The organism is Bradyrhizobium sp. Rc3b (genome assembly GCF_900114915.1).
GTDB lineage: Bacteria > Pseudomonadota > Alphaproteobacteria > Rhizobiales > Xanthobacteraceae > Bradyrhizobium.
In genome coordinates, this window is sequence record NZ_FOUS01000038.1 from 1 (window position 1) to 13,687 (window position 13,687).

Annotated in this window: 11 protein-coding genes and 1 pseudogene; 5 read left to right on the forward strand and 7 right to left on the reverse strand. The window is 58.8% G+C overall.

From position 1 onward, the window contains the following. The 3 genes from BM190_RS38965 to BM190_RS38975 all read right to left on the reverse strand — a co-directional run. Window positions 1-1,139: DUF4082 domain-containing protein (locus BM190_RS38965; RefSeq protein WP_244550907.1), on the reverse strand; the 1,139-nt coding region annotated here is incomplete at its 3' end. Window positions 1,140-1,450: 311 nt separating this feature from the next. Beyond that, window positions 1,451-1,693, reverse strand: a complete 243-nt coding sequence (locus BM190_RS38970; protein ID WP_018319893.1) for an acyl carrier protein — start codon at window positions 1,691-1,693, stop codon at window positions 1,451-1,453. Continuing rightward, entirely contained in the window at window positions 1,680-3,554 is a 1,875-nt protein-coding gene (locus BM190_RS38975) for an HAD-IIIC family phosphatase (protein ID WP_092263304.1), read from the reverse strand. The genes BM190_RS38970 and BM190_RS38975 overlap by 14 nt, the downstream gene beginning before the upstream one ends. A 132-nt stretch (window positions 3,555-3,686) precedes the next feature. Between BM190_RS38975 and BM190_RS38980 the strand changes: the two genes are divergently transcribed. Continuing rightward, window positions 3,687-4,310, forward strand: a complete 624-nt coding sequence (locus BM190_RS38980) for a GNAT family N-acetyltransferase (protein WP_143109202.1) — start codon at window positions 3,687-3,689, stop codon at window positions 4,308-4,310. A 226-nt stretch (window positions 4,311-4,536) separates the two neighbouring features. On the opposite strand, the gene BM190_RS38985 is transcribed toward BM190_RS38980, so the two are convergent. Beyond that, complete coding sequence (locus tag BM190_RS38985; protein WP_244550908.1) at window positions 4,537-5,634, reverse strand: hypothetical protein; 1,098 nt, start codon at window positions 5,632-5,634, stop codon at window positions 4,537-4,539. A 329-nt stretch (window positions 5,635-5,963) separates the two neighbouring features. Between BM190_RS38985 and BM190_RS38990 the strand changes: the two genes are divergently transcribed. Next, entirely contained in the window at window positions 5,964-6,185 is a 222-nt protein-coding gene (locus tag BM190_RS38990; protein WP_026202269.1) for a hypothetical protein, read from the forward strand. A gap of 49 nt (window positions 6,186-6,234) precedes the next feature. On the opposite strand, the gene BM190_RS38995 is transcribed toward BM190_RS38990, so the two are convergent. Beyond that, window positions 6,235-6,579 carry an H-NS histone family protein gene (locus BM190_RS38995; protein ID WP_092263312.1) on the reverse strand — a complete coding sequence of 115 codons (345 nt, stop codon included), beginning with the start codon at window positions 6,577-6,579 and terminating at the stop codon, window positions 6,235-6,237. A gap of 947 nt (window positions 6,580-7,526) precedes the next feature. Here BM190_RS38995 and BM190_RS39000 point away from each other — a divergent pair. Together BM190_RS39000 and BM190_RS41550 are read left to right on the forward strand one after the other, a co-directional pair. Beyond that, entirely contained in the window at window positions 7,527-8,216 is a 690-nt protein-coding gene (locus BM190_RS39000; protein ID WP_049814957.1) for a LuxR C-terminal-related transcriptional regulator, read from the forward strand. A 546-nt stretch (window positions 8,217-8,762) separates the two neighbouring features. Then, window positions 8,763-9,119, forward strand: a pseudogene (locus tag BM190_RS41550) (hypothetical protein); the annotation flags it as partial. A 602-nt stretch (window positions 9,120-9,721) separates the two neighbouring features. On the opposite strand, the gene BM190_RS39015 reads toward BM190_RS41550, so the two are convergent. Both BM190_RS39015 and BM190_RS39020 read right to left on the reverse strand, forming a co-directional pair. Then, window positions 9,722-10,510, reverse strand: coding sequence for a Crp/Fnr family transcriptional regulator (locus BM190_RS39015; protein WP_018319900.1), 789 nt, complete (start codon window positions 10,508-10,510; stop codon window positions 9,722-9,724). A 335-nt stretch (window positions 10,511-10,845) separates the two neighbouring features. Next, a complete protein-coding gene (locus BM190_RS39020; RefSeq protein ID WP_177237550.1) occupies window positions 10,846-11,157 on the reverse strand; it encodes a nuclear transport factor 2 family protein in 312 nt (103 codons plus the stop codon). Window positions 11,158-11,348: 191 nt separating this feature from the next. On the opposite strand from BM190_RS39020, the gene BM190_RS39025 reads away from it, so the two are divergent. Continuing rightward, window positions 11,349-13,687 (forward strand): response regulator transcription factor (locus BM190_RS39025; protein WP_092263322.1); only part of this gene is annotated, 2,339 nt, incomplete at its 3' end.

Below are 13,687 nucleotides of genomic sequence, written 5' to 3' on the forward strand. Positions count from 1 at the left end.
CGCATCCCCAGCTCATAGTCCGCCCCTGTCCCGTCGGTGGCATTGGTGTTGGATGGCGTCTGGGTGGTGAACAGGGTGGTGGTGGCACTCGCAGCTGTAACCGTCGTCGTGGCCGCGCTGATTGCGTTCTCGCCGGTACCGAGCAGATCGGTGTAGGTGGCATTCACCCGGATCCGCTTGCCGACCAGGCTGCTGTCGAGGGTGAGGCTCGAGGTCGTGGCGGACAGATTCGTCCAGGTGGTGCCGTCGGGGCTACTCTGCCAGCGATAGGTGATGCTCGCCGGGACGCCGTCGGGATCCGTGACGCTGGCCGTCAGGGTCTGGTTCTGGGTCGCCGTGCCGCTGATCGTGACGACGCCGACGTCGTTGACGTTGGCCACCTTCGTGGCGGTCCCGGCGCTCACCGGGGTCTCGCTGCTGCCCAGCAGGTCCGTGTAGAAGGCGGTGACACGTATGAAGCTGCCGACCTGGGCCTGCCCGAGCGTCAGCGTGCTCGCCGTCGCGCCGGCGATGTTGCTCCACGCGGTGCCGTTCGTGCTTTTCTGCCACTGATAGGTGACGGTGCCCGGCACTCCATCCGCATCGCTCACCGTCGCGGTCAAAATCTGATTCTGCGTCGGGGTCCCGCTGACGCTCACCGTACCGGGGTGATTGTTGGGCGTCGACGAGCCCGCCGCGAACGCGACGTCGCGGAAGTAGTTTGTATTCTGATAGGTGGCGGTCGGGAAAACGCCCGCGCTGTAGTCGAAGACGCCGGCGCCGGCCGGAGCGTTCAGGCCACCATTGCTGATGCCCGAGGCGAAGCTCTGCGGGGTGGAGACGTAATAGCTGTTGATATTGACCGAGACCACGTAGGTCGTGTCGGCCGCGATGGTGAGCGGCATGGCGAGCGCCTGCTGCTGCCAGCCCGATGCGCCTTCGTTGGTGAACGTGACCGTCGCCAGCTCCTGACCCGTTGCCGACCAGATGTGGCCGATATGGGTGCCGGTCTCGTTCGAGGCCTTGTAGTACCGGATCGCCTGGATCACGCCGGACGTGCCGCTGGTGAAGCGCATCCCCAGCTCATAGTCGGCCCCTGTCCCGTCGGTGGCATTGGTGATGGACGGCGTCTGGGTGGTGAACAGAGTGGTGGTGGCCACTTTCTGTACTCCGGGCTAGTCAGCACAATGGTCTATGATTTGAAATTGCCGGCCGACTTATGAGTCGCCGGAGTAATCTGCCGTAGCGTTCGAATTTAAAACATTAAATATCACAAAATAAATTAAATCAAAACTGTTTTCGTTGTCGGAAAAGCGACCCTCGTCAATTTCTCTTGAAGTTGAAAGAAGCAGGCGCGTGACCAACCCGTGCACCAGTTGCGCCCGCCATTCCGGGGGGAACAATCGCTGCAAATTCGGATGCAGGGGGCTGCGCGCTTACCCCCGGCCTCGAACGCTCGCGACTCCAGTTCTTATGGCTCCATCCGTTTCGCGATCAGGTCGGCGAATTCACCCAGGTTCCGGGCCGCCTCGACTTCGCCAACGCGGAATCGCACGCGAAATTTCTGCTCGACAGCGATGACCAGCGAGATCTGCATGAGCGAGTCCCATTCTTCGACGTCGGCTGCCGAAAGTTCGGGCTTGGCCGCGACCTTCTCAAGGAAGATTCCGTCGAATACCTCCTGCAACTTCGTCAGTACTTCAGCTTGCTTCATAAGCCCTCCGGGTTATGCGGATCTTTGTCGAACACCCCTGATACTTCTCCACCTTGAGCTCGAACTCCTTTCGGGCGGCGGAGTCTTCCGTACGCACGAAGCCAAACTCCTCGTAGATGCCGGCAACCATTCCGTTCTTGGCCGTCGGAAGATAAATGCCGCGCACCGTTGCGCAGCCGGCGGCCTCTGCAAGCCGAAAAATCTCATTCATGATCTCGTTCTCGACCTGGCGCTTGAGCACGCGGCAGCTCATCAGCCAGGTATCCAGAACGAGGACTCCGCCCTCGATCTTCGCAATGACCACAGAGATGAGCCCGGAATCACCGAAGCGATCCTCGAGCCGCATCGTGAAGCACCGGTAGTCCGGTCTTCCCAGGAGCCCCTGGATCTCGGTTTCGGATCGACGGACCGTCGTCAGGTTGAACTGGTTGCTGCGCGCGATCAGCTGGGCAATGCGAGGCAGGTCCAGCGGGTCGAATTCCTTGATCGTACCTCGCATCTCCAGCGAGGCGAGGTAGGCTGGCATGTCGGTTACGCTCGCCGCGAGCTCCGTACGTCGCCGTTCCTGCCTATACTGCGCCGTCCGTTCGAGATCCTCCTCGGTGACGTTCCGCGGCTCGAAATGACGCCCGGCCTGGAGGCGACGGATGAATTCGGCGGGATCCGCCCCGAGGAGCACGCCCTCGACCTGAGGCTGAAACTGACGCACGATCTCGATCTCGGCCGGATTGTCATCGGCGAAGACGAAGCTGTCCAGGCCGACGCGGAGTTCATCCGCGATCCGCTGCAGGTTGTCGGACTTCGGGTTCCAATTGGCTTGGAAGGCTGCAAAGTGCTCCAGCCGGAGAACCATCTCGGGATGCTTCTCGAATACCTCGCGGGCGCGCGCATCGTCGTTCTTGCTGCATACCGCAAGTAGGACGCCGCGCTCGGAAAGGGCAAGGAGGTGGTTCTGGAAAGCCTTGAATGCTTCGCCGCGGGGAGACGTGTCACCAAGTTCAATTCCCTCGACGCCGTCCTCCGCAATCACACCGCCCCATAGCGTGTTATCGAGATCGACCGCCAGAACCTTCTTGGGGCCTTGCTTGCGGGAGGCGATCAGGTGGCTTAGCTCTTGTGCGATGTCCACCAGGAAATCGGGTGAGCCGAGCTGCTTCGATTCGTACCACGCTCGCGAATCTTCCGCGGCCATGGTCCCTCGGCGTGCCGAGAGGAATTCGACGTCGCAGATTTGCACTCCGGCCGGGGCCCGGAGCCCGAGCTCAAGATTCACCGCCTTGCGGAAACTCCAATCGGCACCGAGCGTGCGTGAACGAAAAGAGCCGAGATCGAGGTCGCCGGGCAGCGCAAGATTGGCGAGAATCACCGCCGCGCCCGAGCGTTTGATGAAAGTCTGCGCGAGGTTGAGGAGATGCTCCGCGGCGCCGACAGCAGCTTCGCGCTGATGCTCCACAGCATCGAGCAGCGAGCCGGAAAACCGGTAGTGGCTCGCGTTCGGCAGAATGAAGGCGAGATCCGGCTTGAAGGCGTACAGTCGGCTCGAGGCGTCGAGGATTTCCGAGACGAAATTATCGTACTCCCCGAGAAAGCGTTCGCATTCGACTCCACGAGTGACCAAGAGATGCGCAACCAGTTCGTGCAACGGATACAGGTTGTAGCCGCCGATCAAGGCGAGGCGGAGTTTCGGCTGGACACTTTCGTTCGCAGGTAGCTTGGCCTTTTTTCGAAGCGTCGACAGAAAAAACAGTTCTGAAAAGCTCGTCGCTTGCCGCGAGCGGGCGGCGAGGTGTCCCCAGAACGCCGCATCGCCGGATAGCGCCAAGGACTTGAGTTCGGCATCATCTACGTGCCGGTCGGGCAAGACGGGTACAGTAGCGAGAATGGCAAGCCTCCACCAAGGAAAGCATCATTTGATTTGCGCTCACAATAAATAATGCTATCCCTTGGGTCAATTAAATATATTTAAATGTTAAAGTGGAGGTTGAATAAATACATGGCCGGCCACATTGAGTTAGAGCCGTCGGGCTCGTGTACGCTTTCCGCCAAGGCTGAGAACCTCAAACGGCTCCCCGAGGGAAATAACCTGGTCCTCCGAGAGATCCAGCTGGAGGATTCCGCGCAAATCGTTGCTTGGCGGAACGATCCCGTTCTGGGCAAGTTCCTGACCCGAGAAAGGCTAACTTTGGCTCAGCAGGAAGCGTTTTTCCGAGGCTACCAGGCTAGGGCGGACGACTACTATTTCATTGCCGAATTCAAGCGCTCGAAGAAACCGGCTGGCAGCATCGCCCTCGCAAACCTGGATTTCGCGACAAAACGCGGCGATGTGGCACGGTTGATCGTCGATCCGGGTGCGCGCCTTTTTCTAGCCGAGATCTTCGATCTGCTTTTCTCGTTCGCGTTCGTGCAGCTAGGGCTCTCGGTCGTGTTTGCCAGCGTGCAAAGCAAGAACGTTGCCTCGAAGAACTTCCATATTCGCCTTGGTTTCCAAATCGAAAAGATTGCCCCGAAGGCTTGGTGGAACGGCGACGACGTCATTACATTTCGAATGACACGCGAAGATTATCCCCGGTTGAAACAGGCCTGGTCGGCGCTGCTCCTCGATGCGCGGGAAGATTGATCGTCCCCAAGTCAGGGAGAGCAGCGCATTGCGCTTCTGGAGGCGACCGATCTCACGATGAAGTTTGGGTGTTGTCTGGCGCAGGAGCCCTTCATGGCCACTCGTGGATCACGGACCCTGCGCGGCCCCCGACGGGATTCCCATCGTTGACTGTTGCGCCTGCGGTTGCATTCGACATCCGTCGCATGGTGTTTCTCGCCTAGGCTATGCTCCTGCTCGTCGATCTCTATCGGCGAGGATCGGGCGTGAATTGGCGAAAGCTCGATCGGGGCTGAACGACGATTTGCGCGACTCCGTCAGATGAAACTGGTCTACTGCGCCGCACCCACTCAGCAGCGCGGAGGCCGCCTGCCTGCAGTCTCACGATCGGTTCAGGGCCAATCTCCGACAGGAGGATGCCCATGTGCCCCGATGCCGGAGGCGCTGTTGGCCAAACGCCCAATCCATTTGCTGACAATACGGTCCGATCCATATCGCCCCAAAACTGCACGACAATGGCACCAGCGGGCACGCAAGCAGCGAGGTGCGTCGCTTCCGGCGAACCGATGCGTGGCTCAGCCGCTGGTCGCAGCGCGACGATGACAGCATCCCACTCGTCGCGATACATGGCCTGGGCGTCGTCGAAGGTGTCCACGCTCGCTCCAGAGTTCGCCAGACCAGCGCGGAGCGAGCCAACAAAATCATTGTCGCACAGCACAGCAATGCGATTCTTGTAAACGGATAAGCCGCAATCGTGGAGTTGCTTCACGCACAGCGGACCGAGAAACGAGAAGACATCGACTGACGGGTGGCGTTCGTTCACGCCGACGATGGGAATTCCGCGCCGCAAGCATGCTTCCATGTCGAGGTCCTCGGGGCGAAATTCCCAGGTCTCAAACATCAAGGCGATGACGGCGTCCCTCGGTAATTTATCAATGAGCGCGGCGGTAAGGGGCCGAAGATGGCCGCTGTTCGTTACAATATCGGTTTGCTGGAGGATATCCGGGGTGATCTGCTCCAAGACGTCGATGCGATCGGCCACGCCGACCGAATCTGCAAGCTCTAGCGTCTGTTGCCTGGCATCGGCTGCTGTGCCGTGCCGTGTAGCTTTCGTGAAGGCATAGACGTGCCTGGCTCCGGCCATGGCCGCAAGGACGGCTGTCACGGCGTAGGCCCCGGTCGCGGCCTCCGTGAGAACTGTTAGTTCAGAGAGGTCCAAGAGTGTTCCCGCAAGGGCTCGGCTCATCAGGCCACCGAGACGCGGCAATGAGAATCCTGGTCGCAAGGCCGTATCGAAGCCGGATCGCAATTGCCTGAACGCTGCTCCGGCCTCGGTTGCTGTCATGAACTGCCTTTCGCTTTGCCACCTTGGGAACAACGCGCGTAAATATATGGTCGAGTTACGCTGAGCCCCTGCGCGCCGAACGGACTTTATGAGTGAAGTTGATTGCAAGTTAAATAATATATTTATTATAATAATAAATCTATTTATTAATGTCAATAATGTGCAGCGGTGCCCTCAAGGACGCGACTGCAGCGCCTCAATCAGAACCTTGCCATGGTACAACGTGGTAGAGAACTCGGTAATTTGAAATTGTTGAATTAACAAATTTAATTTGCCGTAGATCCAATTTCGGTCTAATTTTGCTGACCGACGATTGCAGGATAATGCTGATGACCCACCTCGACCCCGCCAGTGAAGATCGTCGCGAGTTCTTGAAGAGCTGTGGAAAATTTGCAGCCGTCACACCTCCGACTATGACGCTGTTGCTGTCCACCTCGCTGACCTCCACCGCCATCGCCAGTTCCGGCGGTCGAATTGTGCAGGGCAACAATGGCTACGGCAACAACGGTGGCGATGGCAGTCCCAATGGGAAACCGGATGGCAACCGCTAAAGGCAAAGGAAGCCTCACCGTCCCGAGCGCACGTCCGAGAATCGGAGGCTCAGCCGGTCCGGCGGCGCCTTTGGGCCGACGAGCGGTCGATTAGGAGATCATTTAGCTTCTTACCGGCTCGAAGCTGCGCTTTCAGCCAGCGGGGCTGTTTGCCGCGACCGGACCAGGTCTCGTCCGGGTCCTTCGGGTTCTGGTATTTCGGCAACACCGGGGGGTAGGGGCGGCGCGGACGTTCCCCGTTCGGGGACGAAACGGCGGTCCCCTCAATTTTGCGGAGCCGCTCTTCAAGCTTGGCCTTTTCCGCGGTCATCCTCCGACTGAGAACGGTCGTGACCTCATCGTAAAGCCGCCACAGCTCGGCCGTGGTCGAGTTGGCCCAGTCACTCTTCTCCATGGAAGCCGTCCCCAGCTACTTCCCAACCGAATCAAGAGCGGGCATTATCAGGTCATAGCAGGGTTGGGCAAGCGCGATCCGGCCGCGCGGCCGCACTCGTGTGCAGCGCAGTACCTGGTGCTAGCGGTTGAGACCGTGTCTCCGACCGGGCGGTCGCTTCCTAAACGCCCTCCGTCCGTGGGCTCGTCGTTTGGGCGCGAGCAATCGCTCCTCTGCTTTCAATACGCGACTACGTAAGTTCTGCAATTCGGTGAATTGAACGATGAGGGCCTTATGTGTTTGACGCAAAACTGCCGAAGAATACATGTGAACACCTACTCATTGCCAACGACGTCCGTGCTAATCATTGAAGTTGCTGAATTATCGAAATACGGCTTCAAACGCATTGCTGGACTTCCAGCGGTACTACACGTGCCACGATCAACCGCGGCCTTGTTCTGTTACCAGCCGTTGCTTTGATGAATAGTAATACTTTTCTCGCCTCCCTTCCCGGAGCGAGGGCGTTCACGAACGGCCTCGCTTCAATGAAACTTCGTCGAATGTTAGATTTGAATCGTGAATGTCCCTATATATCGTTCGTAATATTCGGCTCTAACTAAGTTAGTTGGATGTTGACCATAATAGCGACTCGCCCCTTAGTACGCCGATGGACATTCCTGGCGATTATTTTCAGATTGAAACCATCAGAAATTGTAGTCGGAATGTCATTATCCTCGTAGAATTCGCGGTTTCGAATTTTGGATCGAGCACCGCATTCTTACGGTGCTGCACGCATTCTCTGGGCGAGTTACGATAGTGTGGCCATCGAGCGTTGCCGTCAGGTGCTGTCTCCGATCTAAGACCTGCGACATTATTGACGGAGCTGGCTGGCTATAACCCGCGCGTCTCAAAAGGAGAGTGGGATTAAACGGCCGCAAGGGGGGTTGTTAGCAACAGGCAAGGGAAGCATGCGCCGCATCAGAATTGTTATCGCTGATCGACACCCGATCGTCTTGCAAGGAATTAGGAGCGTTCTTGCGGCGCAGCGTGATTTTGCGGTCGTTGCTTCCTGCGGCGATGGCGCAAGCTGTATCGAGGCAATTCGATTTCTTGCACCGGACGTGGCGCTTGTCGATGCTGCACTGCCCGACTTCAGTCGACAGCAGATCCTCGCTCGTCCAAACGCCGTCGGCGCACGCGCTCCGGTAATCTTCTTCACCGGTATCACGGGCGACAGTGAGTTAAAAAGGCTGACCTTGGACGGCGCCTGCATCGTCCTCTCGAAGGATTCGGACGTGGAGATGCTGGTCGCAACCCTGCGGAAAGCTGCCCAGGGCCAAGCTGCGGCCTCGCCGAGCACTGGGCACATCAGCGAGGACGACCTCGCCGGTGTGAAGCCCCTGACGCAACTAACGGACCGGGAGCGGCAGATCATGCGGCTCGTATCGGAGGGGCTATCGAACAAGGAGATTGGGCGTCGGTTGAATCTTGCCGACGGTACGATCAAGGTCCACCTTCATCATATCTTCCAGAAGCTGGAAATCAGCAATCGTACGGTTCTCGCAGCATTGGCGATCTCGCGAAGGGAGCTGCATGCAGCGCCAGATGAGCCGGATTCCCCTAATCTGTTGCGTCAGGATCCCGCCAGCGCGAATTGACGGGTACGTCTGGCGCGCGTTCGGGAGTTTGCGCGAGGGGCGGCCTATCGCGGTGCCAGATGCTCAATCATGTTGAGGCAGGCCCCTTCGGCCTCGGACAACGTTCGAAAGGGCGAGCCGCCAATCTTGATTGCGGCTTGGTTGATGTGGAGCGGACGCCAACTCGCCAGGTAGCCGAAGCGTCCGTGAAAGCCCGGACCTCCCGGGCTTTCGAAACTGATCACGAACGAGAAGCCGTGGCTGCTCGCACTCCAGATCTCCATGTCCCGGACGGACCGATAGAATTGCAGTGGCATCGCAGTGATCCATTGTAACCGGGCTCCGCCCGGTGGTTAATTAATTTAACTAAATTAAATTCCGGGAAGCAACTCAAATCGGTGCGTCGGGCGAGTGTGCTCGGAAAATCGGGGGAAGCGCGGCAAATTGCCGAGTTTCGGTCCCGGGCATGCGCACGTTCAGCAACCTCTCGCCAGGTAAAGAAAATTCTTGGTTGAAAATCTATTTAATATATAATAATCTAAATATCGTTTTAAATCGAGGAGGCGCATCGTGACCCGTGACGGCAACGAGGATGACGACCGGCGGGAGTTTTTGAAGACCTGCGGAAGATTTGCAGCCGTGACGCCCCCTGCCATGACGCTGCTTCTGTCCACCTCCCTGACCTCAAAAGCCATTGCCCGTTCGGGCGGCCTGCACGGGCCGAGGCAAAGCGACAGCGGCCAGTCGTTCTTCGACAATGATCGGTCGTCCGCGGCCGCCCCGGAGGGCTCCAGCGGCGGATCATCAGGGGGTGGGGGAGCACCTGGTGGTAGCTCTGCTGGATCTTCTCGTGCCGGAGGGACATCCGGCGGCGGATCCGGCGGTAGCGGCGGGGCCGGTGCTGGCGGAGGCAATGCAAAAGGGCCCTTCGCAACCGGCGGCGGCTCTGGAATTCCAAGTGCAGATGGTGGGGTCGATTGCGCAGAAGAAGACGAGGAAAAGCGCAAGGCCGATTGCCCCGGAGCTAGTACTCAAATTTCCAGCGCAACCCAATCCAGCCGGTAAGATCTTCTCATCCCATGAAGGAGCTCGATGGGCTGCCGTGCGGTCAAGCCGGGCCGGGGCCTTGTGCTCCGACAGGTCAAACGCGAGGCCGAAAGCATATCTGGCCAGCCGAGCGGCCTCCCGGGAGACTCGGTCAGGAGGCGTGTCATGAATACCCGCATTCGAGCGCAGAATCCTGCGGCCCTTCTTCGAGAGCGTCTCGAAGCGCTTGTCGCCCAGCTCGCAGAACTCGAGAAGCTCAGAGACCGGGTAGGTCGAGAAGAAAATCGTCAGCGCAAGCTGCGCAAGGCGGACAGTCCCCCATGTCGAGCTCGGACCGCGGGCAGTCGTTCCAGCTTCGCACAGGCGAAGCTCATGCCCGTGCTGCTTGGTTTCAATAAATCGCGGTGTTGTAGCGAGCGTCCCAAAGCAAATGGATGACCGAAGCGGTGCGTGCGGATGGCTCGGGAAAGCGAACCGGCCTACGAGCCTGTCCCGGCTATTCGGCTACCGGGTGAGCGGGGGTGCCGCGCTGGAGCCCCAGGGATGAGCCCGACCGCGCCGTGCGAGACTATCCGATCGATTCTGCGGCTCATGACCTTGTAGCACTCGCATGCCACGGCTTCGAGCCGCGGCCGATCAATCTCGAGCTGGCCGCGCCGACTGGATTTCAGCGCTCTTGACGCGCGCATTGTGCACACGACATGCGTGACGGTGGTGCGGCGAACGCCGAGCAACTCCGACAATGTTTCTTGCGTCAGCGGGAGCAGGTCACCTTCATTCGCACGATCGTGGATGTGGAGAAGCCAGCGCGCTAAGCGCGCTTCGACGGAATGCAGCGCATTGCAGGCCGCCACGTGCTGGAGTTGTGTCAACAACGACATCGTGAAGACCTGCACCATGGATGCGATTGCGGGGCTGCGATGCTGGGCTGCCAGGAATTGCGCAGGCGAGATCTGCAGCGCGGCCCCGGATAGGCGGACGACCGCGGTCGCGGGCGCGGCGGATGCGCCAAACGCTGACGTCAAACCCACAGCGCCCTCATGCCCGATTATCGCCGTGGCAACTGTCTGCCCGTTCGGCAGCTCCGTGATCGCGGCGATCGCGCCGCTGAGGGGGAAGAGAAGATGTTCGATCCGATCGCCCGATCGGATGAGCACGGAATTGCGTTCGATCACGACTTTCCGCAGATGAGGCGCTAGCAAAGCAAAATCCGCTGGCGGCAACGCTGCTAACAAACGATTACCAATTCTAGTCGCATGGTCCATCATGGGATTGGCTCCCGACGGATACTCGGCACTAGAACTCATGCCGATGTGTTGAGCTGCTCTGCGGAGTGCAGCTCAACAGCAAGCCAACCGACCACCACAGATATGGTTCCCATGATCGATGGCGCGCGCGCGCGGCCCGACAATCGCATGCCGCGACGTAGGCATATGGCCCACTGATATCCGCGTTGAAGACGCTGAAGGCGTATGTCCTTCGACATGCCATCGCTAAGGAGTGGCACGCAACGGGCTCGCAACGACGCGTTCGTACGGGAACGCCGGCTTTGCACTGCAAGGCCAACACGTCACCCAACGCGGGCTTGGATCGCGCCGCGGGTCTAGTGGCAGGGACTGCAGTCCAGCTCCTTGATCCTCCCGGTAACGTCAAACGAGAAGAGCGCACTCATGACACCACTCTTGGTGACGTACGAGATAATGGTCCCGTCGTGCGAGGGATTGAGATCGTTCAATGTACCCGCCGGATATTCTCGGAGGCGATCAATCCAATAGGCACGAAGTGCCTCGTGGCCGGTAACGGTCTTGACGCCCCCGCAGCCGCAGCGAACCACGGCACCTTCGGCATACATTTCTAAGATCGCCTCGATGTCGCCCGCGCGGTAAGCGTCAAGCCAGTCAATCGCAATGGCCATTGGGTCAAATGATATATTTCTCACCTAAATACCATAAAAGCTTGCGATTTTGGGTCATTTTTAAGCCGTTGGGCCCTCTTTCCCTACTCTATTACCCTCTTTCCCTATTCTATTAATTGTATTTTAATAATGCCGCTTGGCCCCGGCCATATGCCGAAGTACATAGATGGCCGGGCCGAGGCAGAGTTCCAATGTTAGACGTGTCTGTGAAGCAGAGACGGATCCGGCTTCTGATCGTAGATCGACAACCGATCGTTCTACAGGGACTGAAGTCGGTATTCGGGGCACAGCAGGACTTCGACGTTGTCGCATCATGCAGCGATGGGACAAGGTGCCTCGAAGCAATTCGGAATTTGACACCCGACGTCACGCTTGTTGCTGACAACCTGCCAGATCTGACGGTACCCGAGATCCTCGCGATTGCGAAAGCTGAGAATCTCCCCACGCGCTTGGTGTTGTTTACCGAATCCGAAGCAGATCACGATCTGGCCGCAGCTATTGCTGCTGGCGCCTCCAGCGCAATCTCGAAGCATGCTTCGTCGGCCACTATGCTGCGATTACTGCGGCTGATGACAGAGCGCAGCGTGTCGCCCGAGCAATCCGATCTCTTTCCAGCCGGCGAGGGAACTGACGGCGGCGGCAAAATTGAAACGATGCTGGAGCTGTTGACGCACCGGGAACGTCAAATTGTACAGCTAGTCTCAGAAGGAATGTCGAATAAGGAGATCGCGCGCCAGCTAAACGTTTCCCCAGGGACAGTCAAAGTACACCTGTACAACATATTTCAGAAGCTTGAAATTACCAACAGAACTGTGCTCGCTACCCTCGCGTTGTTGCGGCGCCCGTCCGGTTTCGGCCTGCCTGCGCTGGCGTTTCTGGCGTTCGCAATTGCGGACGAACTCAAGGCGTCGGAAGCGAACGATGTGGATCCGGATGACGATAGCGCCGGTCGCGCTGGAGAGCATGCCGAATATGAGCCCTGGAAAAGAGCTATTCTCCGACACCTCGTGCTCTGGGACTCCGGCGAGACGCCCACCGAGAGGGACCTCTTCGCCAAGGCGAGCCTGGTCACGAACCCGACGGCGGCAATGGAAGGGCTGCGCCCGGCTGAGCAATCCGTAGGCTCCAAACCATGGAAAGACTACGGCCCAGTTGGATCGAGCACGCCCAATCTTCCTACGCCATTACTGCGGGGAACCAGCGACACACAGATCGTTGGTGACCCGACTGCGGAACATCAATTCCCGCGGCTTGCGTCCACGCCGACGTTGACTCACGGAGGGTATGGCACCTTCGCCACTCTGACCGGTGCGTTGATCTACGCACTGAACGACCCCCATCTTGCCGTGCAATCGCATGACCCGGGCAAAGCGCCGATCGACAGCTTCGTGGTGGTCACCGGCGAGAATGCGAACACAAAACTGGCCGCAATAACCGATGCTGATACCAATGATGTAGACGGCTCGCCTCCGGCTTTCCCTTTGCACGATTTGCGCCTGCCTGCCGCGCTTGTGACCACCGGCGACGAACGCGTCGCTGGAGAAGGCACTTCGAGCCAAATGAGCCATGGCGCTGCGGATGACAACCTGCAGGAACCTCTTGGCTCACTGGGCTCTGGTCGCGGTGCCGGTATTGGCGGAGATGGCCGCGATCAACTGATGGGCGGCAACGTTGGCGAAAACGTTGTTTTTCGCTCCCCGATCGATTCCCATTCGACCTCTTCCCACTCCGGCTTCGATTTCGCATCTGGATCGAGCAGGATCAATCTTGCCGCTTTCGGAGCGCTTGCCTGGCTCCATATGACAGCAGCAAGCAAGTCTATACCGCCGCATACCCTCGCTTGGATCTACAATCCCGCAACCAACGAAACGATCGTCTACGTGAATCCGACCGATCGGACTCTTGATGTCGGGGACCGGGGCCTGCTGGAAATCCATCTGCAGGGGATCGTCTCCATTGCAGAGGCGGATTTCGCCGGCCAGCCGGAAGGCACGTTTGTCGCGATCACCTTGGAGCAGCTCGAAGAAGCGCTGACATCGGCGACCGCAACCGAAGCTGTTCTGGATGCGGACAGTACCCACATAATTATCGGGACGAGCGAGAGCACACTCGGAGCCGCTGCAGTCTGGAACACTCTTGCCGATGACGGCCTGAGGTTCGAATTCGGGCAGGCTCGGACCGGCTTAGGGGGAGCGACCAGGTTCAGAACCTTCACTAGCGATTCGGTGAATACAACGGATGAGAACGATGATGGGTCCGCCCCGTCGGCTCATGTATCACCGATCGTGCTTGCTCATAGCGCGACGGTGACGGCAGTTGAAAATCTCACATCGAAGAATGAGCCGATCAACGGGGGCTCTAGCACCGAAGCGGGCGGTAGTTCACAGCACGCTTCGGAGCCAGGGTCTGCAAAGGCGGCAGCGGAGTTGTCTGAAGCTGGCATCATACGGGGAAATGGCGTCGGCAATGACAACGAGCATCATCCCCCCGCTTCGGACGCTTCGCGAGGGTCAGCGAAGACGGCAGAAGC

Bases quoted from the DNA above. Each gene is read 5' to 3' on its own strand.
- BM190_RS38985 (WP_244550908.1), bottom strand. From the start codon at position 5,634: ATGACAGCAACCGAGGCCGGAGCAGCGTTCAGGCAATTGCGATCCGGC.
- BM190_RS39015 (WP_018319900.1), bottom strand. From the start codon at position 10,510: ATGATGGACCATGCGACTAGAATTGGTAATCGTTTGTTAGCAGCGTTG.
- BM190_RS38995 (WP_092263312.1), bottom strand. From the start codon at position 6,579: ATGGAGAAGAGTGACTGGGCCAACTCGACCACGGCCGAGCTGTGGCGG.
- BM190_RS38980 (WP_143109202.1), top strand. From the start codon at position 3,687: ATGGCCGGCCACATTGAGTTAGAGCCGTCGGGCTCGTGTACGCTTTCC.
- BM190_RS38990 (WP_026202269.1), top strand. From the start codon at position 5,964: ATGACCCACCTCGACCCCGCCAGTGAAGATCGTCGCGAGTTCTTGAAG.
- BM190_RS38970 (WP_018319893.1), bottom strand. From the start codon at position 1,693: ATGAAGCAAGCTGAAGTACTGACGAAGTTGCAGGAGGTATTCGACGGA.
- BM190_RS39020 (WP_177237550.1), bottom strand. From the start codon at position 11,157: ATGGCCATTGCGATTGACTGGCTTGACGCTTACCGCGCGGGCGACATC.
- BM190_RS39000 (WP_049814957.1), top strand. From the start codon at position 7,527: ATGCGCCGCATCAGAATTGTTATCGCTGATCGACACCCGATCGTCTTG.